Origin of the sequence: Enterovibrio norvegicus (genome assembly GCF_002876705.1) — a bacterium.
Taxonomy (GTDB): Bacteria; Pseudomonadota; Gammaproteobacteria; order Enterobacterales; family Vibrionaceae; genus Enterovibrio; species Enterovibrio norvegicus_B.
The window spans coordinates 155,605-179,510 of the sequence record NZ_MDAG01000057.1; the positions used below are offsets into that span (position 1 = coordinate 155,605).

Here is a 23,906-nt window from a genome sequence, read left to right on the forward strand (position 1 = left end):
CCTTATTCATTCCGTGAATCTTGATTCGATAAGGCTAACGGTATGTCGTCAGCCCTTGTTTATGTTCTTAACAATTGATGTCCGCGTGCCAGCATGAAATTAGAGAGATCGGGTAGTGTCGACATAGCGTCGGCACAGGTATCACCCGTGACATTGATGGCTGCGTTAGCCGCGCCCATGGCGACGGCATCGCTCAAGGAATATTGGTTAAGCAAGCCAAACAGCAGGGCGGCAGCAAAGGCATCACCTGCGCCATAAGGTTTACGTGCTTCAACGCGAAAGATGGGTTGAGACAACTGGGCGAGGTCGCCGTTATTGTCGAGACCGAACACGTCGCAGCCTTCTGCTCCCGCTTTCACCACCACCATGTCTGTGCCACCACTGAGTAATTCAGATGCAGCATTGATGTGGCTGTCAGTGACATCATGAGGCACACCCATGACGTCAAATTCTTCCTTGTTGCCAATCACGATGTCGCTGAATGACGCAGCAAGTTTGTAGAAATACGGTGGATCTTCCGGTGCCGCCCAAGAATAGGGGCGATAGTCGAGGTCGAGCACCACTTGCGTGCCATTCAGTTGCGCGGTTTGCATGGCTGCTAACGTGGCTTCACGTGATGGGCTCACCGACAAGGCCGTGCCGGACACGAACAAACACCGTGCAGAGGCAAGGTATTCGGTACTGATATCGTCTGGAGACAACGCAAGATCTGCCGCGTTGTTACGGTAAATCACCACCTCGGGTTCAGGGCGCAGTTCAGCGACGGCTAAGCTGGTTCGATACTCACCCCTAAGGGTTTTCATGCCTGCTAAATCGATGCCTTTGTTCGACATGTATTGGCGTACAAAATGGCCGAGGGCATCGTCGGAGAGGCAGCCAATGAAGCCTGCTTTCGCACCTAACGTCGCAAGACCAATGGCAACATTGCCTGGCGAACCACCGACACTTTTCTTGAAACTGACTTCTTGCGCAAAATCTGCGCCGTCAGTGTTGCCATAGAAATCAACACCCGCACGCCCCAAACAAATGACATCAATGGGGCGATCGGCGTTTTGCTCACAGCCTGAGAGTTGAATCATGCCTTTAGTCATAATCCACCCAGACTGCACCTTGGTCGGCTGAGCGAGCACACGCATTCACCATTTTCACACCGTCGATACCGCCATCAATGTTCGGGTACCAGTGGCCCTCAAGAAACTGTGTATCACCGCGCTCGAACGCATCGATAGCTAACGCATAGCGATGATAGATATTGGCCCACGATTCGAAAAAGCCTTCAGCATGACCGCCACCTTGGCGATTGGCAGACACACCTGGAGAGTCGTTGTGAAGGTATGGCATGCCACGTTCTAAAATACGAGCTGGCTCACCTTGGACTTCGTAACGCAATTGGTTCGGATATTCATCCCACCATTCAAGGCTGGCTTTTTCGCCAACGATGCGGATTTTCTGTTGATGCATTGAACCGCTATTGATTGCGCTAGCCCACAATGTGCCGACCGCGCCGCCTTCAAAGTTGAAGACGACATGCGCGTTATCTTCAAGTGGTGCACGTGATTCAATAAAGCTTTGGCGTGAACACATTAACGATTTTACTTTCAATCCGGTGATCAAACCCGCCATGTAGAAAGGGTGGGTGCCGCAATCGCCGATAATAAAGCTCGGGCCAGACACTTCAGGGTTCATTCGCCATTTCGCACCGGGATTATCTTTTTCCACTTCGGTATTGTGGAAACCATGAGCAAAACTCATTTGAATAACGCGCACTGCGCCGATGTCGCCACGCTGCACCATTTCTCTGGCTTGGTGCACCATTTGAAAACCGCAGTAGCCGTACATCACGGCGAGCATTTTGTTTTGTTTTTCAGCCAACGCTTTCAGTTCAAGGGCTTCTTCCACATGCACGGTCACGGGCTTTTCACACACTACGTGCAAACCTGCTTCTAGCGCTGCTTTGGCGATTTCAGCATGGGTCGAGTTTGGTGTGGCGATGGAGACGGCTTGAATGCCGTCTTCACGTTTGGCTTCTTCCGCAAACATGGTTTTGTAATCGGGGTAGCAACGGTCGGCTGCAAGCCCCAGATTCATACCAAATTCTTTGCCACGTTCGGCGTTAAGATCGAGTGCACCAGCCACAAAACTGAACAAGCGATCACGCTGTGCCGCGGCGCGGTGTGAGTAACCAATTTCGCTACCTCGACCGCCGCCGACCATGCCCCAGCGGATCGGGGACTCAAAGTGCATTTCTTCATTGAACATAGTGCGCTTCTCCTGAAATCTAATCCCTTAGGTCAACATCACACGCCGCGGCGTTGATGCTTACGGCCTTCTTCCCATTGGTCTCGGGCGTTGGCAATGCTTTCGTTATCGGTCACTTCTGACAAGCCCACTTCCCACCATGCATCACAGGAAGACCACACGGTGTCATCAATGTCGGTGACGATGACGTAGGTTTTGTCTGACGCTTTCGCGCGTTCGAACGCCGCTTCAAAATCGCTGAGATGTTCGACTTTCTCTGCATTTGCTCCTAAACCGCGAGCATGGCTGACGAAATCGACGCGCGGTAATTCGTAATCACGTTCCGTGGTGCAATCTTCAAGTTGGTTGTTGAATGCGGTGTTGCCCGTGTTGGTTTGAAGTTTGCGAATCACCGCAAAACCACCGTTGTCGCACACCAACACAATCATTTTGTGGCCTGTAAGCACAGAGCTGTAAATGTCAGAGTTCATCATTAAGTACGAGCCGTCACCGACTAACACGATGGACTCATGGTCTGGGCGTGCGATTTTATTGCCCCAGCCAGCCGCGATTTCGTAGCCCATGCACGAGAAGCCAAATTCGACATCCAGAGAATACGGGTAGGTTGCTTGCCAGTTCATGTTGAGTTCGGCAGGCAATCCTCCTGCGGCTGTGATTACGCGGTCTCCTTCGTTAACAAGGCTGTTCACCTTGCCGATGATTTGCGCGTAAGAAGGCAGCGCTGTGTCGCTTGCAGCAGTGCGTTGCTCAACCACACCACGCCATTGCGAGGTTTCCGCTGCGGCTTTGTCTACCCACGCGTTTTGCGTTTGCCAGTTTCCTAAGCGTTCGCTGAGCGGCACGATCGCGGCTTTTGCATCGGAAATGATGGATTGCGCCATATGTTTTGTAGCGTCAAAGCGCCCTGCATTGATGCTGATGAGCTTCATGTCGGGGTCGCGGAAGACGGTCCAAGAACCCGTCGTGAAATCTTGAAGGCGTGTACCGATGGCAATCACGACATCAGCGTCTTCGCACATGTGATTGGCACTGTTTGAGCCTGTTGTACCGATAGGGCCACAGTTAAGCGGGTGATCTGCACTGAGCAAGGTACGACCCGCAATGGTTTCCACCACCGGGATTTGGTGTTTTTCCGCAAACTGAATCAAGGCATTTCGTGCGCCGGAATAGGCTACGCCACCACCTGCGATGATCAGCGGGCGCTTCGCTTTCTTGATGGCCTCTGCGGCTAAATCCAATTCAATGGGTTCAGGCTGAGGACGGCGAATGCGATGCACTTTGGGTGCAAAGAAACTTTCAGGGAAGTCCCATGCTTGGCCTTGTACATCTTGGGGCAGGGCAATCATCGCAGGGCCACAATCCGCAGGGTCAAGCATGGTAGCAATGGCTTGCGGGAGTGCGACGGTGAGCTGCGAAGGGGCATTGATACGATCCCAAAAGCGCGTCACGGTTTTAAACGCGTCATTCACGGTGAGTGACGGGTTCGCGAAATGCTCGGTTTGTTGAAGCACGGGATCGGGCAAGCGTGATTGAAACGTATCACCAGCGAGGAGTAAAAGTGGCAATCGGTTGGTATGCGCAACCCCTGCTGCGGTGATCATATTGGTTGCCCCTGGGCCCACAGACGAGGTGGCAATACCAATGCGACGACGCTGGTTTGCACGGGCATACGCCACGGCAGCAAGCGCCATGGATTGTTCATTTTGTCCGCGCCATGTTGGAAAAACTGATTGATTTTCAAAGAGCTGTTGACCTAGACATGTCACGTTACCGTGGCCGAATATGGCAAAAGCACACCCAAATAACGATTCAACTTTCCCATCAATTTCAATCTGTTGTGCAGCTAAGTAACGCACAAGAGCTTGTGCAGTAGTGAGTCTTATTGTTGTCATCCTTGGAATCTCCTAACGTTCCCTTCTGATGAAATAGTAGTCATTATTTGAAAATGTTTTCAAAACTAAAAAAGGTAAAAATCAGAGATAGCGCCCAATTTTCATTCTATAAGGGCATCCGGTCGAACATTCCTCAGTTGTGAGACGCGAGTTACGTTGACAAAATGAAATCATTACCATAATTGTTTAAAAGATGTTAACGAGACTTTAAACATTTTGTGTTGGCAACGACGTTCAGGTTTACAGGGATGAAGACTTGAGCAGACGATCTGACGAAAAGTTTAAAACAGATACGCCCGCACACTCACCAACACAGCGTTGGTAAAGATGCAAAGGAGGCAACGGATTGGAACTTAAAATTGCTAATGCACCATGTTCTTGGGGAATTGAGTTTGCAGACAACCCTGCAAACCCAACATGGCAAACGGTGCTAGATGAAATTTCCGGCGCAGGGTATGGCGCAACTGAGCTAGGCCCGTTGGGTTACTTACCCACTGAGCCGAGCACATTGCAAAGTGCACTTGCTTCACGCGAACTCGGTTTAGTCGCAGGCACGCTGTTTGTGCACCTTCATAAACCTGAAGCGCGTGATGCCATTTACGAAACGACACACAAAACCTGTGAAATCTTGAAGCAGCAAGGCGCGTCATACCTCGTTGTTATCGACCATGTGTCATCACCGCGTACTGACCAAGCAGGTCAAGTGGACACCGCAACGCGTCTGACTGATGAACAATGGGATGCGATGATGGACACCCTGCGGGGTGTCGGAAAAATTTGTGCGGAATATGGCATCACACCGACTTTGCATGCCCATGCGGGAACCTATATCGAGTATCGCGATGAGCTGGATAAGGCGATGCGAGATCTTCCGCCTGAGTTGATGTCGTTGTGCGTTGACACTGGCCATTGTGTGTACGCGGGCATGGACCCTTGTGATGTGCTGCGTACCTACAAAGACCGTGTTAAATACCTTCACTTCAAAGACATCAATGCCGAGGTGCATGCGCAATCTATTGCGAAAGATACCGATTTTTACACCGCCATTGGCAACAACATCTTTTGCCCGCTTGGGCAAGGGTGCGTGGATTTTGCCGCTGTGCGTCAAACACTGCATGAGATCGATTTCAAAGGTTGGGTCACGGTCGAGCAAGACACCGATCCAGCAGCGAAAAGCGATGCCAAAACCGATGCAGAAAAAAGCCGCGCCTTTATCGAAAAGGCGGTGTTAGCAAGTTAATTGACAGTAGGTTGTGCGCTAAAGGTTTATGCGCACAACCACTGATCGTGTTCGACAATATTGGGAGCAGGGCAACGAATTGCCCTAAAAAGGATTGGAGGCAAGTATGTCGGTAAAAGAAGCCGCATCAGAAACGGATACTCAACCAGCAGGTGGAGCAAGTGATGAACGCGTTCGTAAGGTTTCCTTTGTAAGCGGGCTGTTATCTCGACCAGAGTTGGGTTCGGTATCAGGCGCAATTTTAGTTTTCGTATTCTTCGCACTGGTTGCGTGGGATTCTGGCATGTTCAATGCCGACGGCATCATGAACTGGACAACGGTATCAGCTCAGCTTGGCATTATCGCTGTGGGTGCATGTCTGTTGATGATTGCTGGTGAGTTTGATCTTTCCATCGGTTCGATGATTGGTTTCGCCGGCATGATGATAGCGATTCCAGCCGTGTTCTGGGGATGGCCAGCATGGGCTGCGATCCTCTTTGCGTTTGCAGGGGCAATGGCGGTCGGATTCTTGAATGGCTATATCGTGGTGAAGACGGGGCTTCCTTCCTTTATCGTTTCGCTCGCTTTCCTCTTCATTCTTCGCGGTTTGACCATTGCACTGTCAATCATGCTGACCAACAAAACCATCCTTTCAGGCGTGGGTGATGTGGCTGAAGGTGATTGGTTGGCGTCCATGTTTGGGGGTGAAATCGGAACGGGATTATTCACCTGGCTCGGTAATGCTGGCTGGCTTGAAACCTATTCTGATGGCACGCCTGTGGTCACCGGTATTCCAATGGTGGTGGTGTGGTGGTTCTTGTTAACGGCAGTGTGTTCATTTGTGTTGCTTCGTACGCGCTTCGGTAACTGGATTTTCGCTTCTGGCGGTGATGCTAACGCGGCGAAAAACGTGGGTGTACCCACGGATCGCGTGAAGATCATGCTGTTCATGTTCACTGCATTTTGCGCCACGGTATTTGCGGCTTGTCAGGTGTTCGAATTTGGTTCAGCGGCGGCAGATAGGGGCTTGCTGAAAGAGTTTGAGGCCATTATTGCCGCGGTCATCGGTGGGGCGCTACTCACGGGTGGCTATGGCTCCGTGATTGGTGCTTTCTTCGGTGCGCTGATTTTTGGTGTGGTGCAAATGGGCATCTTCTTTACGGGAGTGGATTCAGATTGGTTCCGCGTTTTCCTCGGCGTGATGCTTTTGATTGCGGTGTTGTTCAACAACTTCATTCGCAAGAAAGTCACGAGCGCGCGATAGCAAGGTGTGAACACACCTTACTGTTGAACTGAAAACGGATTTTAGGAGAAACACAATGTCTGAATACATCCTCGAATTAAAAAAAGTCAGCCGCTACTTTGGCTCTGTTATCGCGCTGAAAGACATCGATATGGAAGTCAAAATGGGCGAAGTGCATTGCTTGCTCGGTGATAACGGTGCAGGTAAATCCACGCTGATTAAAACTTTGGCCGGTGTGCATACGCCATCGGAAGGTGAGTTCCTGATGAACGGCGAACGGGTGACGTTTAAATCACCCCGTGATGCACTAGATGCAGGTATCGCAACGGTTTATCAAGATCTGGCGCTTGTGCCTTTGATGAGCGTGACGCGCAATTTCTTTATGGGGCGAGAGTTGACCAAGCGCATTGGGCCTTTTGAAGTGTTCGATACGGCACGTGCTAATGAAATTGCGAAAGCGGGCATGAAAGACATGGGGATCGATGTGCGAGACCCAGAACACCCAATCGGCACTATGTCAGGTGGTGAACGCCAATGTTTGGCGATTGCCCGTGCGATTCACTTCGGTGCAAAAGTGCTGATTTTGGATGAGCCAACCGCGGCACTCGGTGTGAAGCAATCCGCGAACGTATTGAAGGTGATTGCGAGGGCGCGAGGCAAAGGGCTTGCGGTCATTTTGATCACGCACAACGTCCACCATGCATTCCCGATTGCAGACCGTTTTACTTTGTTAAACCGCGGTAAGAGCCTGGGCACTTGGATGAAGAAAGACGTCACACGCGAGCAAATTCTAGAAATGATGTCCGGCGGACAAGAGCTAGAAACACTCGAAGCAGAATTAGCAGAATTCGAACGCGCAGACACTGCCGAGGCGAATTAAGCTTTTAACCAAGCAATAAATGAGTAAGAAAAGGGCAGCGATGTTGCCCGACCAAAACGCCATGGCTAAGCGGACAAAAGGAAAGACCCGTTCCTTAGCCATGACACAATAAGTAGATTGGAGAACACTGGATGAATACCCTACTTAGATCTGTAGCAAAGAGAGCATCTGTACTTGTTTTGGCCTTGGCTGCCAGCATGGGTGCAATGCTTCCGAGCACCGCATTTGCAGAAGGCGAGCGTTTCGTTATGATCAGCCACGCGCCTGATTCAGACTCATGGTGGAACACCATTAAAACCGCGATCAACCAAGCGGGTGAACAGCTAGATGTAAAAGTGGAATACCGTAACCCACCATCAGGTGACTTGGCGGATATGGCACGTATCATCGAGCAAGCTGTGGCATCGAACCCACAGGGAATCATCACCACCATCGCGGATTATGAAGTGTTGAAAGGCCCACTTGAGAAAGCGCGTAAGAAAGGCATTCCAATTGTTACCATGAACTCTGGCACGCATCAGCAAAGTGAAGACTTGGGGGCTATCCTCCACGTGGGTCAACCAGAATACGATGCGGGCTTTGGTGCGGGTAAACGTGCGAAGAAAGACGGCGTGAAATCATTTGTTTGTGTAAACCACTACATCACAAACCCAGCTTCTGTAGAGCGCTGTCAGGGCTTCGCGGACGCATTAGGTGTTGAGTTGGGCAGCCAAATGATCGATGTTGGTCAGGATCCAACGGGTATTGAGAAAAAAGTACAGGCTTACCTCCGTTCAAATCCAGATACGGGTGCGGTTCTGACTCTCGGCCCAACGTCTGCACACCCAACACTGCGTGCGCTTGAGAAAACACGTCAATTAGGCAAAGTCTACTTCGGTACGTTTGACCTTAGCGGCGAAATCGCGCAAGCAATCAAAGATGGCAACATCCAATGGGGTATTGACCAACAGCCGTTCTTGCAAGGTTATGTGCCAGTGATGGTACTGACTATGTACAACCGCTATGGCATTGCACCGTCAAACAACATCAACTCTGGCCCTGGTTTCGTAACGAAAGAAAACGTTGCACAGGTTGAAGAATTGGCGGGTGAGTACCGTTAATTTTAGCGACGAGTGAAAGACACGGTCGGTTGTCGCTTTTTGATAAGCGACCGTTTCTTTTGTCGGTATGCTTGTTTGAACCCACAGCGAAGGAAGGGGCTTGCTCGGTTCCTTCGCTGCATCCCTTGCTGTGATTGGTCTGTTTGAATAACAGGAAATGCTCAATTACACGTCACAAATAACAACTTAACTCAGGGATTGACGCCCTCTGACAGTATCTAGCTGAAATCAATTTCATTATCATTGCCTAAAGACTGCACGACGCAGTATGAACAGATGAAATGGAACATCGTTATCGAAAGGAATATCGGCAGGAAGGTATATGACAGTCAGTAAAGAAAAGAGAGACAATCAATCACCTTCATTTCCACCGAAGAAAAAGCCAAAAGTCACTGTTGTTGAAGTTGCCGAAGCGGCCGGTGTTTCTGTCTCTGCGGTCTCTCGCGCGTTTAACCCTGACGCCAGCATTTCTCGCCCTTTGCGTGAGAAAGTGTTTAAGGCGGCAGCGGCACTGAATTACAAACCTAACCGACTAGCACGAGGTATAAAGTCTCGCTCGAGTTTGGTTGGCATATTGATGACAGACTTTAATAACCCTTTTTATCTGCCTATTTTGTCGCGCTTTACCTCTGAAATTCAAAACAGGAGCTGCCATAGCCTCTTGATCCATGTTGATGGCGATATGGACATTCAAGAAGCTGTTGAGCTGGTCATGGAATACAACGTTGATGGTTTGATCATTACGTCTGCGAGCCTTCCAAAAGAGCTGGTTGATGCGTGCCGTTCACAGAACACTCCGGCGGTTATTTTCGGCCGAGATTCCAGTGAAAACAGTGTCACGGTTGTAAGCTGTGACAATGTCTTGGCAGGCAACATGGCGGCAGACATGTTATTAGATGCGGGTTATACCAAACCAGCGTTTGTTGCGGGTCCTGTTGGCACATCCGCCACCATCGATCGCCAACGCGGTTTCATCAGTCGCTTGATGGAGCGAGGCTGCAATCAATGGCAAGTTATTGAAGGGGGTGAGTTCAGCTACGACGCTGGGTATGACGCTACGCTTCGTATGTTTAAGAGTGTAGAACGTCCAGATGCCTTGTTCTACGCCGATGACATCATGGCGTGTGGTGGTATGGACGCACTGCGTTATGACTTGGGATTGCGCGTGCCTGAAGACGTGGGTGTGATGGGTGTGGATGATATTCGTTTGGCAAACAGTCGTTCCTATGACCTATCGACTATTCGTCAACCAAACGAAGAAATGATCCAACGTACAATAGATGCGTTGTTTGAACATATTTCTGATCCGCATTTACCACCGCAATCTATTACTCTGCCGTGTGAACCGGTTGAGCGAGGCTCAACGAAGAAGAGCAAGTAAGCGACAATACTGGTAGCATACGCCCCGGTTTTTCTCTTAATTACGCTTTATATGAATCCGACTTTACGCTATCTAAATGGTTACCCCGAGCACCTGACTTCGCAAGTAGAGCAGCTTGTTGAGAAAGGGACGCTCGGCGCGTGGCTTAAACAACGTTACCCGCATAACCACAACATAACGTCTGAGAAGGCGCTGTATGATTATGTGGTTGGCATAAAAAACCAATACTTGAAAAAGTCTTCACCGCTGAGCAAAGTTGCTTACGACGGTAAGATCCATGTGGTGAATAATGCTCTAGGGTTACACAGCTTTGTGTCGCGGGTGCACGGTGGCAAGTTAAAGGCGAAGAACGAAATACGTATTGCCTCCATGTTTAAAGATGCGCCAGAGGCTTTCTTGCGGATGTTGGTTGTGCATGAGCTCGCGCACCTCAAAGAGAAAGAACACAACAAGGCGTTTTATCAGCTTTGTTGTCATATGGAGCCGGATTACCATCAATTCGAATTTGATGCGCGCTTGTACTTGATCCACTTGGAAAGTGAGAAGCAAAAATAGCGATTCACTAAAGAGTACAAAGCAGATAGCAGAAAGAACAAAGAAAAAACGCGCCTTATTGGGCGCGTTTTTGTTTGTTAAAACCTGCGATTAACCGAGTGAAAATTTCCCCACAATGTCATTCACGCTGCGGGTGATTGACGTTAAGCCGCTTGCTTCTTTTGACAGCGTATCTGCGCCCGACGCCGTATTTTTTGCCAATGTGTTGAGTTCATCTACAGACTGGTTGATGTTCACTACGACGGCATTTTGTTCTTCAGCGGCAACCGCGATTTGGTTGTTCATGTCACGAATGCTTGCCACGGACTCGGTAATCGACACCAATGCTTCTCGCGTTTTGTTGGCTTTCTCAGACGTATCAGAGGCTTCTTTCATGCTAACGCGCATCGAATCCACAGAGCGTTTAGATTCGCTTTGTAGACGCAATATTAGCTCTTGAATCTCTTCGGTGCTTTGCTGCGTTCTGCTTGCGAGGCTTCGCACTTCATCTGCAACCACCGCAAACCCGCGTCCTTGTTCACCAGCACGCGCTGCCTCAATCGCAGCATTCAGCGCCAGCAAGTTGGTTTGCTCTGCAATACCACGAATAACGTCTAGGATGCTTCCCACGTTCTTGGTTTCATTTTCCAAGTTCTCAATGATTTCACTCACATCACCCATGTTCGTCACCAAAGAGTCGATACTGGCGCGGGTCTGATCAAGCACGGTTTGGCCTTGGTGAGCATGGCTGTCTGCTTGATTGGCTAATTCTGATGCTTGTTGCGCGTTTTGAGAAATGTTGTCCACGGTCTGCGTGAGTTCATGCATGGCTTCTGAGGTTTGACCTAGCTGATTTGCCTGAGCCTCTGAGTTGTTTGCGGTGTCTTTTGTTACGTCAACCAAGGTATTCGAGGCCCCGCTCAAGGTGTTGAGAGATGTCCTTAACTGGGTGACGATGTCGCGTAAGTTTGTACTCATGTCTCCCATGGCAGCATAAATACCCGTGGCATTTTTCTTGTTTGAAAAATCTTGTGTGAGGTCGCCTTGTGCAATGTTACGCGCCATGTTTTCAATGTTTCGCGGTTCGCCCCCAATCGGCATACGGATCGCTTTCGCTACCATGATGCTAAGGATAATCCCCACAACTATGGCAATGGCTGATGCGATCATGACAAATTGAACAGCGGCTTCGCTGTCACTTTGAGCCTCAGGGCCAAGGGTATCCTGTGAACTTCGGATAGACGCTTTAAAATCACTTAAATTGGTGGTCACTTGAGGACCAATCACATCCAAGGTGTTTGAAATGCGATCGTTGCGCTTAGTAATGATATCTGCGGTGCCTTTAAGCGCAGAAATATACGTGCGGTGTGCTTTTGAGAATGCTTCAGAACGTTGAATATCAGCTTGAGATATAGAAATGCGCTTCAGAGAACTGAGAGGCACGAGAAGGTTGTTCAGTTCCGATAATGAACGTTTTAGGTCTGCTTCCGAATTACTGATCAGGAATTTCGCCGCAAACAATCGACCGAGCAGAAGCTTCTCTTGGATCTGTGAAGCATAGTAAAGCGGTTCAACGCTGCCCATGAGTTCAGCGTCTTTGATCACTTCTGTCATGATTTGGCGCATTTTAAGGCCATTAGGATCAAGTTGGCTTGAGACGATCGCATTTCGGTCTTGAAAATCTTTCACTACCAATGGAAACGTTTGGCTGTATGTTTGCAGCAGTTTCTTTGATTCTTCGAGCTCACGAATACGATCGGGGGCTGTCTCATGAGAAAGGATAGAGTCAATGAGTGTGTCTATACGGACCATATCCGCTTGAACTTTCTCGACCTGAGCGGCGTCTTGATTCTTTAAGAACTTCAATACGCCAAGTCGGGCACTCAATAAGGTAGATTGTGCTTCGCTAGCTTCATTGGAGCTACGCGCAAGCCCACGGTAGTCGGTAAAGTTCTTGTACCCTTCAGAAAGCCCGCTATAGCCAATAACAGACACCACGAGTAGCAAGGCAAGGACAGCAGCGAACGAAATCGTTAACTGTTGCCCCAGTCTTAAGTTACTTAGCATTGATACTTCTCCCCACAAAAATCCAATCATTAAGAAAAATAATTAATCTATTAACAATTAGCTCAAAAATGAGTCATTCACCATGCCAGTCCTTTAATTTCGCGGGGTGTAGCGGGGTATGTCTAGATTTATTGATATGCAGAATGGCCTTATCGCTACTCTTGTCGCGACATAGAAAAACTATAAACTACTGTTTTATTTCCACTTTAACTTTAGGTTGTTGATCTGATGGTTATATGGCAAACAAATGACATGACTAAATTGGTTGATGGTGAGGATGTTGGATGATTGAACAGTCATACGCATGTTGTCTAAAGTGAGTTTGGCATTTCGCTCTTCCTTCATGTTACAACGTCGCATTTTTTTGGGCGGCTTTGCATTTTAGTGCTCGAATTTCAAACAAAATGCCCATGTCGACATACCTAACTTTAATGATTAAGCGATCACCTCTTTCCATTCTTATCTCATCTTATTGATCATGAAAAAATCAAACTCATCTGAAAATTTCTCATTCGTTGGCGTGATTAATCAATTAACTTCGTGGTCATAACTTGTCAGAAAGTGTCTTGTCATTAATTCTTTCGTCGCAACTGAGACAAAAGAAGAGTTAGTAATCTCTAATATTGGACTTTCTTACTTTTAAATATGTTTGTTGTAAATATTTGGAAGGACAGAACGATTACACGTTTTATTCAAACATCACGCTATTACGGATGAACGTAATGCAGTCTCTATCTAAAGGGTTTTAGATTATGCGTAAATTAGTCAGCTTATTTTCATGGATAACGGGTTTATTCATGATGCTTTCCCTCGGCAACAGTGCGTTAGCAAGTGAAGGCCCTGAAGGTTGTATTGTGAGCCTTGAAACGGGTGCTGAATATTGTTTGCCTGTGGGTAAACGTTCAGGCTATTCATTACCAAGCTGGATTCGTTCTCATGAAGTTTATGTGCAAGCAGAAGAAGGTACCGCAGTGATGTTGTCTGACTGGGACAACTTGTCTTATAACCGTCTCGCAGTATTTGAAGGCACAACAACGAACAGTGAACTAACGAATGTTCGAGCTTACAACGGTCAAAACCTCGACTTTTCTGCGCCGCGTTCAATGCGCGTTGTCGCTAGTAACAAAAAATTGGGCTGTATTGTGAGCAAGCAAACTGGCGATAAGTATTGTCTGCCTGTTGGTAAACGCTCTGGCTATTCGCTACCAAGCTGGATTTACGCGCATGAAGTTTACGTGCAAGCGTCTGAAGGTACCGGCGTAATGTTGTCTGATTGGGACAATTTGTCATACAACCGTCTTGCCGTGTTCTCTGGCACTGTTGAAAACAACAAAATGACAAATGTTCGTGCTTACAACGGGCAAAACCTCGATTTCTCATCCCCACGTTCAATGCGCGTTGTTGCGAATAGTGCACCTTTGGGCTGTATCGTCAGTCTAGAAACAGGTGAAAGATACTGCCTACCTGTAGGTCAGCGCTCAGGTTACTCGCTACCGAGCTGGATCAAATCGCACGAAGTGTATGTTGAGCCGTCTGAAGGTACTGCGGTAATGCTCTCCGATTGGGATAACCTTTCTTACAATCGTTTAGGCATTTTTAACTGCGCGACACCGAACCGTCAGCTAGAAAATGTGAAAGCACGTAACGGCCAAAACCTCGATTTTTCTACCCCTCGCTCAATGCGCGTCATTGCGGGTACCACAGCTTCTGATCAGGTGATCAACGGTACGGCAGGTGATGATGTGCTATATGGTTGTTCGGGCAATGACACTATCACTGGCTTTAATGGTGACGACACCATTTACGGTGGTGCTGGTAATGACACCATCAATGGTAGCAATGGTGATGACGTCCTCCATGGTGGTTCGGGCAACGATAAGTTGTTTGGCGCGGGTGGCAATGATGCGCTTTACGGTGATGCGGGTAACGATGTCCTCCAAGCTGGTTACGACGATGACATTGTGATGGATGGTGGCACGGGTCTCGACCTTTACATTGGCAGTGAAGGCAACGACACCATGTTCTTTGACCAAGAGGACTTTTCGAATGAAGCGTTCCTCACCCAAAATGGCAATGTCTACACGGGCGATCGCGGCTTTGATAAATTGATTGTTAACAGTGATGCAAACATCGATTTTTCCGGTCACTCTTTTTTCCAGAACGGTCAAAATCCCGGCGTAAAAGTGATTGCTCAAGTTGAAGCTGTCGTGGCGAATGCGGGCAATCAAGTGGTGACTATCAATGCCAACTCGATTTTCTCACAATCTGATGATATTCAGACCGAGACAAACGTTAATCCAGGTGACTGGAAAGGCTTTGTTTCTTACTTGGGTTCGGGCAATGACACGCTGAATGTAGAAACGGGTATCTGGCAATACGATGCAAGTGCTTCTGCGTCAGTCACTTTGTCAAACGCCATGATCGAATTCATGGGGCTGAATTTTGCCCAAGTGACAGAGTTACGTCCTTACGTTTTCACTTACGCAGACAAAAAGATCACCGTTTGGACGGATGCGGAAACCATTCAAGCAAACGGCAATAACATCTAGTATTTCGAGTTAGCGAATATCGCCCAACACGGTCTCGTGTTGGGCTTTTTTGTTTCTAGCGCAGAGCATCTCGTCTTATTGGCTTTTTGTGGTGATGGGCCTCGATAATTGTAAAGTTTTGACTAAATTTCTAGTCGTCTATTGTAAGGGTAGTGGCTAAATGGCTTAAAAATAATAGGGAAAAAGAAGTATGAGTAAGGTGCTAAGGTGGGCAAGTTTGTATATTTAATTGGCGTAAAGTGATTTAAATTAGAACATTATAATATTTGGTTTTATCTCTCATTATTCTGGTGTTTTGTGGCGGGTGATAAAAGAATTTGATTTAAATGCATCACTGGTGATTCGTCTGTTAAATATTTGATTCATTCTTTAGTGGTACTTTAGATCGGTTCTTGCTCATTAGAATATGATCAATGAATTAGACCCTATCGCTGAGATTCCGCTGAACATCCTCTCTGGCTATTGTGCCGTTCCTCCACTTCATCAAAACTGGGTTCACTAAAGAAGCGTTCAATTTTACACCTCTCTTAAATGAGACGTGAAATGATAGATAAGTTCAGGTCGCATAAGCAGTGTGATGTCGGTGGGTGATAACCACCTCTTGCTTTTTGACCAAATGAACACAGTCGAAAATAGAGGATGAAGTGATGTCGAAGATTACAGGGACTAGCGGTTCAGATTTTTTGTACGGTTCAGGCGCATCTGGCGAGAATCTCCTAATGAATGGTGATTTTGAAGCATGGGGTGACGATGGCAACAGAAAATGGGGATTGTTTGCTGACAATCAAGTTGCTGGTTGGTACACACCGGGCAGCATGTCAATTGAGCTTCAACAGGGCTCTTTCGGTGGCACGCCATACACACCTTCTAACAACACTGTTCTAGAGCTTGATTCAACCGGTAATACATGGGTTCAACAAGACATTGACGTGACGGAACTGGCAGAAGATGGCGACGTTTCTTTAAGCCTGTCTTTTGACTATGCAAACCGCTACAAAGGCGACAACCACGCGACGAGCCAATTCGAAGTGAAGGTGATGGATAACGAAGGCAACGTGCTTTACAGCAAGTACTTCGACAACACCCAATCTAATGAAAGCTACCAAAATTTTGAGGTCGATTTCTCTGTTCCTGCTGGCACAGATGGCATTTCACTTCGCTTTGAAGGTAAAGGCCAATCTGACAGCTACGGCGCATTGATCGACAACGTATCAGTGTCTCAATCTGAAACGGGCGATCTTAACGACATCATCAACGGCCTGGAAGGTAACGACACGATTCACGGTGGTGAGGGTGACGATACGCTCATCGGCGGCAATGGCGACGATACCATCGAAGGTGGTGAAGGTGCTGACACAATTTACGGTAACGACGGTGTGCACGGTAACGGTGCACGTGAACTACTGATCAATGGTGATTTTGAAGATTGGGGTGATAACGCAGGCAACAAGTGGGGCTTGTTCCATGATCACCAAGTGACGGGTTGGTATACACCTGGCACTAACCTGATTGAACTTCAACAAGGCCAATTCGGTGGCACGCCAGAAAATAGTTCTTCAAACACTGTGCTGGAACTAGACAGCCACAGAAATACGTGGGTTCAACAAGACGTTAATGTTCAAGGTTTGTCTTCAGACGGTGATGCGGTTCTTGAGCTTTCTTTTGATTACGCAAACCGTTACCGCGGCAGCGACACATCAACCAGCCAGTTTGAAGTAAAAGTCTTCGACCAAGAAGGCAAAGTCATTTACAGCCAGTACTTCGACAACACCCAATCGAACGACCACTACGAGTCATTCACGGCAGATGTTGTTGTGCCACAAGGTGTGGACTTCATCTCTATCCGTTTTGAAGCGGAAGGCCGCTCAGACAGCTACGGTGCGCTGATTGACAATGTGTCACTTCAACAGAAAGTGAACAACGAAACAGACAACGACACCATCAATGGCGGCGCGGGTAACGATACTATCTACGGCGAACACGGTGATGATGTTATTGACGGCGGTACAGGCGATGACACCATTTTTGGTGGTACTGAGTTAAGCCAAACATTCGACCTACGTCATCAAGATGGCGCAACCATCTACGACGTTAAAGGTGAAGGTACTGTCACCATCAACGTGAGTGATTTCACGCACAGCGCAGCGTACAACAACAGCATTGGCTACTACGTGATTGATGAAAACGGCAACGTTGTTCGTGCAGCCGTTATCGCTGATAACGTGAAGAACATTTCTGAACTGTCTGTTGATATCGATGTGTCTGGCGGTGAGTCATTCGGCATGTTCCTTATCCCTAACGGCGACCGCGCAGGTTTTGATGTGGGTGAAGTGACGCTGAACTTGTCCGGGACTAGCTCAACCGTTTCACAAGGTTCAAGCAGCTCTGTTGTTTATGTGGCGAATGCTGCTGAAAACGGCGACGGTAAAGACCACGAAACGGTTAATGGCAACACATCTGGCTGGGAAGATTTGTGGAACCTAGGTGACCGTGATTTCAACGACACCACATTCACTATTACTGTTTCTCAAGAGCAGAATTTTAGCGACAACGACACCATCAACGGCGGTGAAGGTAACGACTACATCCACGGTGGTGATGGCGATGACCTGATCAGCGGTGATGAAGGCGATGACAACCTGATTGGTGGTAAAGGCGACGATACCATCTACGGTGGTGCGGGCGATGACGTTATCAACGGTAGCCAAGGTGATGACATTATTTACGGCGGTGACGGCGATGACAAACTGTTCGGTGCGAGCGGTGATGATTCATTGTACGGCGGTGCAGGTAATGATGTACTTCAAGCAGGTTTTGAAGATGACATCATCATGGACGGCGGTGAAGACCAAGATCTTTACATTGGTAGTGAAGGTAATGACACCATGATCTTCGACCAAGATGACTTCACCGATGCTGATTTCTTAGCCGAGCACAATACCATTTATGTGGGTGACCGTGGCTTTGACAAGATCTTGGTTGATGGCGACGCAAACATCGACTTCTCTGGTAAGTCATATGGCGTAACGTCAGGACCTAAGCCAATTGCACAGGTTGAAGCTGTTGTTGCTTCGGGTGAAGGTGATCAGACGGTGACGGTTAACGCATTTGCGATTCAAGCGCAATCAGATAACTTCCAAACCACTACTAACGTAGATCCAGGTGATTGGGATGGCTTTGTCGCTTACTTAGGTGAGGGTAACGACACCTTTAACCTTGAAGCGTTGAACTGGAACTATGATGCAGATGCACCAATCTCTGCGGAGCTTTCTGCCGACCAGATTGCCTTCTTAGGATTGAATGACACGCAGGTAGGAGAGTTAGATGCATATGTGTTTACTCGCTCTTCAGGCGCATCAATCACAATTTGGACAGATGCTGAGAATTTCTTACAAGACGGTGATGACATTTTCAGCCTAACTTAATCGGTTAGAGAATACGTGTGAAAAGCCTGGCCAAGTGCCGGGCTTTTTTATTTTTGTTGTTTTATGTTTTATATAGGCATGCCATGCCGTTAAGTGCAATCTAGTTAATTGTTGTTTTCTTGTTTGCCTCTGAGTTTTACAGAATGACGTACTATAATATGTGGGTGAAAACTACATCCTGATTAATACGAGGCTGGCGCGGGCAATGTTTAGTGTCTTGTTTTGCGAATCCAGTAACTTGCTAATATATAATGTATTAATCTGGCCATGGCTTATCCATTGCTCCCTCTCAGCTCTATTTCCTGTCCATGTTTCATTCCTCTATTATCCAATTTTTTGATGATCTAACGAATAATCTATTGTTGGTGGCTGAGCACTCTGTGTCAGTTATCTATGCAGTGTGCCGATATAATGTATTAAATTGATACTTTACTCATAAGTGTATTGGTACTTCATTACTTAACCTGTGAGATCTTATTAATTCAAGCAACTGACTTTGCTATGAACATGCCCTATACCCATTGTTTAAGTGTGTCTTATCTATAAAACTGATGTCACAGCAAGCGTGGTTCGAATGTTAGTTATCCCAAATGTAAGTGCTGCCTGTAAGCGGAATTACGTATTAAGGATGTATTACTGCCATTCGTTAGTGCTCATAAAATAGACAGACAAACAGAGGAAAAAGGGAATGGCAGATATTAACGGTACGTCTAACGCAGATACTTTATACGGTGACATCGGTAACGGTGATGACTCTAAAAAGACTGGCGCAATGTTCGTGATGGGCGCTGATTTCACCATGGACAGCGGTAACTTCCACACTTGGTCATTTCCTCCTACTTTGAATTTCACCGGTTCTACGACAGACGTTACTTTCAACGATGACGATGGCCAGTTAAATGGTGATGATCGTTGGAATGAGCATTCTGATGACAAATCACAAACCGTAGACATTGGTGGACAAGAATATTCTGCAAATGTGGATTTCAGCCTCAAATACTGCGACAGCGATGGCAACATTTATACGTTTGCGATTGTTGATATTGACGCAGATGGCAATGGCCATCATTACTGCAACACGGGTGAAAACGGCAAGATCTTAATCCAAATTGATGGCCCAGAGATCACAGGTGACACAGACCTTTCTTTGGTTCCTAATTCTTACCAAAACGTTAGCAGCCTGAATTACGCAGACATCACAGAGCCAGAAACTGTAGATCCTGCTGATCTGAACGACACCATTGCTGGTGGCGACGGCGACGACACCATCTTCGGCCTGAAAGGTGAAGACCACATTTCTGGTGAAAATGGCAACGACACATTGTTCGGTGGTGATGGCGACGACATCATTTACGGCAACACAGCGACGCCAAACTTCAGCGAAGATCCAACCGTGACTGTTTTCCAGATGGGCGCAGATTTCGATCTACCGTCTGGCGGCAATTTCCACACATGGTCTTTGCCAAAGAGCCTGTCATTTGACGGTGGTTCAACTGAAGTGACATTCCAAGACGACGATGGCGTGCTGAACGGTGATAACTACTGTAACGAGTATTCTGACGATAAATCACAGACTGTGACTATCGATGGCAACACTTACCCAGTGAACTTGGACTACACCCTTAAGTACTGCGATTCAGACGGTAACGTCTACACCTTCGCAATCCTTGATGTTGATTTGGATGGCAACGGCCACCACTACCACAACCTGAATGAGAACGGTAACCTGTTGCTGCAACTCGACGGCCCTGAAATCACTGATGCTACCGATTTGTCACTGGTTCCTCATTCGTACAAAAACATCAATGAGTTGGATTACGATGATGTTGCGAACGCGACAACGCAAAAATCTAACGACAATGATTACATTGACGGCGGTGCGGGTAATGACACCATTTACGGTCAATGGGGCGATGATGAGATCTACGGTGGCGAAGGCAACGACACTATTTACGGTGGCCAAGAAGCAACGGAAACCATCGAAACTGACCCAACTGCAAGCGTGTTCATCATGGGTGATGATTTCGAAATGCCATCGGGTGGTAACTTCCATACGTGGTCTTTCCCTCAGAAACTGGCGTTTGACGGCGGTACGTCTGAAGTTACCTTCCAAGACGACGATGGTGTTCTGAACGGTGATAACTACTGTAACGAATACTCTGATGATAAGTCGCAGTCTGTCACCATTGATGGAAACACGTACGCGGTTAACTTGGATTACACACTCAAGTACTGCGATGCAGCCGGTAACGTTTATAAGTTCGCGATCATCGATGTGGATTTAGACGGTAACCGCCATCACTACCACAACCTTGGTGAGAACGGCAAAATCCTTCTACAAATCGAAGGCCCAGAAATCACTGCCGCGACAGACTTAACCTTGGTCCCTCATTCTTATGAGAACCTTCGTGACCTTGATTACTCTGAGTTTGCAGAAACCACAAAAGAAGTATTTGTCAGCGACAATGACACCATCAGCGGTGGTGAAGGCGACGATTACATCCACGGTGGAGACGGCGATGACCTGATTAACGGTGACGAAGGTGATGACAACCTGATTGGCGGTCAAGGCAACGACACCATTTATGGTGGCGCGGGCGATGACGTTATTAACGGTAGCCAAGGTGATGACATTCTTTACGGTGGCGACGGTGATGACCAACTGTTCGGTGCGAGCGGTGACGATTCACTGTACGGCGGTGCAGGTAACGATGTGCTTCAAGCGGGCTTTGAAGACGATATCATTATGGACGGTGGCGAAGACCAAGACCTTTACATTGGTAGCGAAGGTAATGACACCATGATCTTCGACCAAGATGACTTCACTGATGCGGATTTCTTAGCCGAGCACAATAACATCTATGTGGGTGACCGTGGTTTCGATCAAATCATTGTCGAAGGTGATGCGAACGTCGATTTCTCAGGTAAATCATACGGTGTGACGTCAGGTCCTAAGCCGATTGCGCAGGTGGAAGCGGTTGTTGCTGCGGGCGAAGGTGATCAGACGGTGACGGTTAATGCCTTTGCGATTCAAGCGCAATCTGACCAATTCCAAACGACTACAAATGTGGATCCGGGAGATTGGGACGGTTTTGTGGCTTATCTTGGCGCAGGTAACGACACCTTTAACCTTGAAGCGTTGAACTGGAATTATGATGCAGATGCACCAATCTCTGCGGAGCTTTCTGCTGACCAGATAGCCTTTATGGGACTGACTGATACACAAGTAGGAGAATTGGATGCATATGTGTTTACTCGTTCTTCAGGTGCGTCAATTACAGTTTGGACAGATGCTGAGAACTTTTTACAAGACGGTGAAGACATCTTCAGCATGTAATTGCCTCCAGCAATAATGAAAAAACCCGCATTTAGCGGGTTTTTTTATGGCTGTTCGTTAGCAAGAAAGCGCGCTGTACTGCGTTTTGGTGACGCCATAATGCAGACGGTCATCAAAGCCTGACTGTGTTTTGTAGTAGGCGGTTTGGCAGCCTTCTTCAACCAAGCCTGCTTTAGCGAGCGTTTTATATGAGCCCTCGTTAGCGCGATAGCAATCTGCGGAGACTTTGTGTGCGCCGAATACATCAAAAGCGATGGACAGAAGGAACGCACTACCGCGACTTGCAAGGCCTTTACCCCATGCATGTTGAGCAAACTGATAGCCCAGTTCGTAATTCCCCGACAAAAACATCACGGCATGTAAACCCACCATACCCATGAAACGCCCTTCGTCGTCTCGAATAATGGTCGTTGGGCTTTCAGGCCATTCACCATGACCAATCGCTTCCGCTGTGCCTTCAATGATAGGACCAAAATAATCACGGTAAACGTCTTCTGGCGCGGGCGCAAAGTAGAGGTATTCCGTGACCTTTGGGTCGCCCAGCATCTCGATAATATCGTTGAGATCGTTTCGCTGGATGAGCGCGATGGTGTAACCATTCATTAAAGGAATGGCTTGGCCGCGCTTAAAAGTATTCATGTTCGACACGTTGTTCGTCTTCTATGGTGGAAATTCGCGCACAGATTACGCCGAATTTTCCACCACACAAGCGTTTTTAAATGGCGGGAGATGATTTTCTGTCTGTTGCTACGCCCCCTGTTTTGACTGCAGTTCCTTCAATGCGTCTTGATATTCCTCGTGTGACCATTCGCTGTTTAGCGCCCGGTGCAAAAGGGATTCCATCGACTCAGGGGCTAAACCACCAATAGGGGGATCTGTGTCTAGGTTCGTCGGGAATGAATAGCCGTCGGTTGCTGCCGTTATGATTGCGGCTTTTTCTGCATCGCTAAAGGTATTGTTTTCCCATGCTTGGCGGAGAGAGGGGTAGATTACTCGGCTGATGTAGGCGAGGTCGACGGTTTCCATTGGTTTGGCAAACGTCGAAGAAACTTGCAGTAAATTCGCCGAACGGTGGAAATCTTGCGTTTTATTTGCTCCCGCAGCGTGGAAAAGTGCGGGGTTGAAAAAGACCGCATCCCCCTTTTCTAAAGGTACCTGAACACAGTGTTGCTCGAAGTAGGCTTTAAATGCGTCATCGTGATAAGCAACATATCCAAGGGGATAAAGCTGGGAGAAGGGAAGCAATTTCGTCGGGCCGCTTTCAATGGGCATGTCCGTGTGTGCAACTGCGCCTTGTAGCGTCAACATGGATGACATTTGCTGAATATGAAGAGGATAGCGCACGGTTTCGTCTGGTTGCTGAAAGCCCAGATGGTAGTCTCGATGGGATACCTGAGCATCACCACCGGGTCTCACAATGTTCACTTGTGCTGTTACTTGGTAATGAGGGCCCAACCACGCTTCTGACACCAGGCTTAATAAGGGGTTTTTGTAGTATTCAACAAAGGTCGACGGTGCCGCTATGGCGCTTTTTTGGAAAACATTCCAAATTCTACCGTTAGCTTGTGGCCCGGTTTTTCCAAAGTGATCGCCAGCGCCGAATCCACGTTCCGCCTCCAGAATGTCTTCAAAAACTTGGCTCATTTCGTTGATCACATGCGTGTCTTGGAAAAAGCGCTTTATTGCGAACACTCCAGGACCATCCCGTAGCACTGATGCCATTTCATTTTGAAAATCACGCGATTTCTCAGGGTGCTGACGGATGACTTCACCATCATAGATAACGACATTATTGATGATGGCGTGGGCAAGAGGATATTGGCCCGTATGGGCAGTTTGGTGGCAGAGAGTGTGAAAGTCATCGAGTTGGATGTCTGATGACGCAAAAAACGAGGGTAAAACAACGTTTGTTGATTGATTCATTGTGCCTTTCTCCTTTGGCGTCTCTCTTTAAATGCACCTGTCTTGCGTATTTCTGGCTTTACTTCTTTGACGTGGTTTTTTGTGCGTTCTGTAACAT

15 protein-coding genes are annotated in these 23,906 nt (G+C 47.7%); 9 read left to right on the plus strand and 6 right to left on the minus strand.

Annotation, left to right across the window (positions count from 1 at the left end; all coding sequences use genetic code 11):
- Nucleotides 1-59: 59 nt before the first annotated feature.
- From iolC to iolD, 3 genes are read right to left on the minus strand one after another with little or no spacing between them, the layout of a single operon-like run.
- The gene (gene iolC / locus BCT27_RS20195; protein WP_102396585.1) at nt 60-1,091 is read right to left on the minus strand and encodes a 5-dehydro-2-deoxygluconokinase; all 1,032 of its coding nucleotides are present in this window, start codon (nt 1,089-1,091) and stop codon (nt 60-62) included.
- On the minus strand, nt 1,084-2,259 hold the full coding sequence (locus BCT27_RS20200) for a Gfo/Idh/MocA family protein (RefSeq protein WP_017010774.1): 1,176 nt from the start codon (nt 2,257-2,259) through the stop codon (nt 1,084-1,086). Before BCT27_RS20200 ends, iolC begins: the two co-directional genes overlap by 8 nt.
- Nucleotides 2,260-2,297: 38 nt before the next feature.
- Complete coding sequence (iolD, locus tag BCT27_RS20205; protein ID WP_102396586.1) at nt 2,298-4,151, minus strand: 3D-(3,5/4)-trihydroxycyclohexane-1,2-dione acylhydrolase (decyclizing); 1,854 nt, start codon at nt 4,149-4,151, stop codon at nt 2,298-2,300.
- A gap of 346 nt (nt 4,152-4,497) precedes the next feature.
- Between iolD and BCT27_RS20210 the strand changes: the two genes are divergently transcribed.
- From BCT27_RS20210 to BCT27_RS20235, 6 genes are all read left to right on the plus strand, one after another.
- Nucleotides 4,498-5,391, plus strand: coding sequence for a TIM barrel protein (locus BCT27_RS20210; RefSeq protein WP_102317158.1), 894 nt, complete (start codon nt 4,498-4,500; stop codon nt 5,389-5,391).
- Nucleotides 5,392-5,497: 106 nt separating this feature from the next.
- Nucleotides 5,498-6,634: an ABC transporter permease gene (locus BCT27_RS20215; RefSeq protein WP_102317157.1), complete on the plus strand. Its 1,137-nt coding sequence runs from the start codon at nt 5,498-5,500 to the stop codon at nt 6,632-6,634.
- Nucleotides 6,635-6,689: 55 nt separating this feature from the next.
- Nucleotides 6,690-7,493, plus strand: a complete 804-nt coding sequence (locus BCT27_RS20220; RefSeq protein WP_017010770.1) for an ATP-binding cassette domain-containing protein — start codon at nt 6,690-6,692, stop codon at nt 7,491-7,493.
- 131 nt (nt 7,494-7,624) lie between these two features.
- Nucleotides 7,625-8,593 (plus strand): sugar ABC transporter substrate-binding protein, encoded by a 969-nt coding sequence (locus BCT27_RS20225; RefSeq protein ID WP_241905138.1) that lies wholly within the window; start codon nt 7,625-7,627, stop codon nt 8,591-8,593.
- A gap of 322 nt (nt 8,594-8,915) precedes the next feature.
- Nucleotides 8,916-9,974, plus strand: a complete 1,059-nt coding sequence (locus BCT27_RS20230; RefSeq protein ID WP_102317156.1) for a LacI family DNA-binding transcriptional regulator — start codon at nt 8,916-8,918, stop codon at nt 9,972-9,974.
- A 51-nt stretch (nt 9,975-10,025) separates the two neighbouring features.
- On the plus strand, nt 10,026-10,529 hold the full coding sequence (locus tag BCT27_RS20235) for a M48 metallopeptidase family protein (RefSeq protein WP_102396587.1): 504 nt from the start codon (nt 10,026-10,028) through the stop codon (nt 10,527-10,529).
- A gap of 90 nt (nt 10,530-10,619) precedes the next feature.
- Here the strand turns inward: BCT27_RS20235 and BCT27_RS20240 are convergent, their stop codons facing one another.
- Complete coding sequence (locus BCT27_RS20240; protein ID WP_102396588.1) at nt 10,620-12,575, minus strand: methyl-accepting chemotaxis protein; 1,956 nt, start codon at nt 12,573-12,575, stop codon at nt 10,620-10,622.
- Between the two features lie 797 nt (nt 12,576-13,372).
- On the opposite strand from BCT27_RS20240, the gene BCT27_RS20245 reads away from it, so the two are divergent.
- From BCT27_RS20245 to BCT27_RS20255, 3 genes are all read left to right on the plus strand, one after another.
- Complete coding sequence (locus BCT27_RS20245; RefSeq protein WP_102396589.1) at nt 13,373-15,124, plus strand: calcium-binding protein; 1,752 nt, start codon at nt 13,373-13,375, stop codon at nt 15,122-15,124.
- A gap of 647 nt (nt 15,125-15,771) precedes the next feature.
- Nucleotides 15,772-18,549, plus strand: coding sequence for a calcium-binding protein (locus tag BCT27_RS20250; protein ID WP_102396590.1), 2,778 nt, complete (start codon nt 15,772-15,774; stop codon nt 18,547-18,549).
- A 688-nt stretch (nt 18,550-19,237) separates the two neighbouring features.
- Nucleotides 19,238-21,886 (plus strand): calcium-binding protein, encoded by a 2,649-nt coding sequence (locus BCT27_RS20255; RefSeq protein WP_102396591.1) that lies wholly within the window; start codon nt 19,238-19,240, stop codon nt 21,884-21,886.
- 57 nt (nt 21,887-21,943) lie between these two features.
- Here BCT27_RS20255 and BCT27_RS20260 read toward each other — a convergent pair whose 3' ends face one another.
- Nucleotides 21,944-22,525 (minus strand): GNAT family N-acetyltransferase, encoded by a 582-nt coding sequence (locus BCT27_RS20260; protein WP_102396592.1) that lies wholly within the window; start codon nt 22,523-22,525, stop codon nt 21,944-21,946.
- Nucleotides 22,526-22,633: 108 nt separating this feature from the next.
- Nucleotides 22,634-23,809, minus strand: a complete 1,176-nt coding sequence (locus BCT27_RS20265) for a phytanoyl-CoA dioxygenase family protein (protein ID WP_102396593.1) — start codon at nt 23,807-23,809, stop codon at nt 22,634-22,636.
- Nucleotides 23,810-23,906: the final 97 nt, after the last annotated feature.

Excerpts from the sequence above, each read along its gene's own strand:
- BCT27_RS20255 (WP_102396591.1), top strand. The coding sequence starts at position 19,238 with ATGGCAGATATTAACGGTACGTCTAACGCAGATACTTTATACGGTGAC.
- BCT27_RS20200 (WP_017010774.1), bottom strand. The coding sequence starts at position 2,259 with ATGTTCAATGAAGAAATGCACTTTGAGTCCCCGATCCGCTGGGGCATG.
- BCT27_RS20260 (WP_102396592.1), bottom strand. The coding sequence starts at position 22,525 with ATGAATACTTTTAAGCGCGGCCAAGCCATTCCTTTAATGAATGGTTAC.
- BCT27_RS20225 (WP_241905138.1), top strand. The coding sequence starts at position 7,625 with ATGAATACCCTACTTAGATCTGTAGCAAAGAGAGCATCTGTACTTGTT.
- BCT27_RS20215 (WP_102317157.1), top strand. The coding sequence starts at position 5,498 with ATGTCGGTAAAAGAAGCCGCATCAGAAACGGATACTCAACCAGCAGGT.
- BCT27_RS20230 (WP_102317156.1), top strand. The coding sequence starts at position 8,916 with ATGACAGTCAGTAAAGAAAAGAGAGACAATCAATCACCTTCATTTCCA.
- iolC (WP_102396585.1), bottom strand. The coding sequence starts at position 1,091 with ATGACTAAAGGCATGATTCAACTCTCAGGCTGTGAGCAAAACGCCGAT.
- BCT27_RS20220 (WP_017010770.1), top strand. The coding sequence starts at position 6,690 with ATGTCTGAATACATCCTCGAATTAAAAAAAGTCAGCCGCTACTTTGGC.
- iolD (WP_102396586.1), bottom strand. The coding sequence starts at position 4,151 with ATGACAACAATAAGACTCACTACTGCACAAGCTCTTGTGCGTTACTTA.
- BCT27_RS20235 (WP_102396587.1), top strand. The coding sequence starts at position 10,026 with ATGAATCCGACTTTACGCTATCTAAATGGTTACCCCGAGCACCTGACT.
- BCT27_RS20245 (WP_102396589.1), top strand. The coding sequence starts at position 13,373 with ATGATGCTTTCCCTCGGCAACAGTGCGTTAGCAAGTGAAGGCCCTGAA.
- BCT27_RS20265 (WP_102396593.1), bottom strand. The coding sequence starts at position 23,809 with ATGAATCAATCAACAAACGTTGTTTTACCCTCGTTTTTTGCGTCATCA.
- BCT27_RS20250 (WP_102396590.1), top strand. The coding sequence starts at position 15,772 with ATGTCGAAGATTACAGGGACTAGCGGTTCAGATTTTTTGTACGGTTCA.
- BCT27_RS20240 (WP_102396588.1), bottom strand. The coding sequence starts at position 12,575 with ATGCTAAGTAACTTAAGACTGGGGCAACAGTTAACGATTTCGTTCGCT.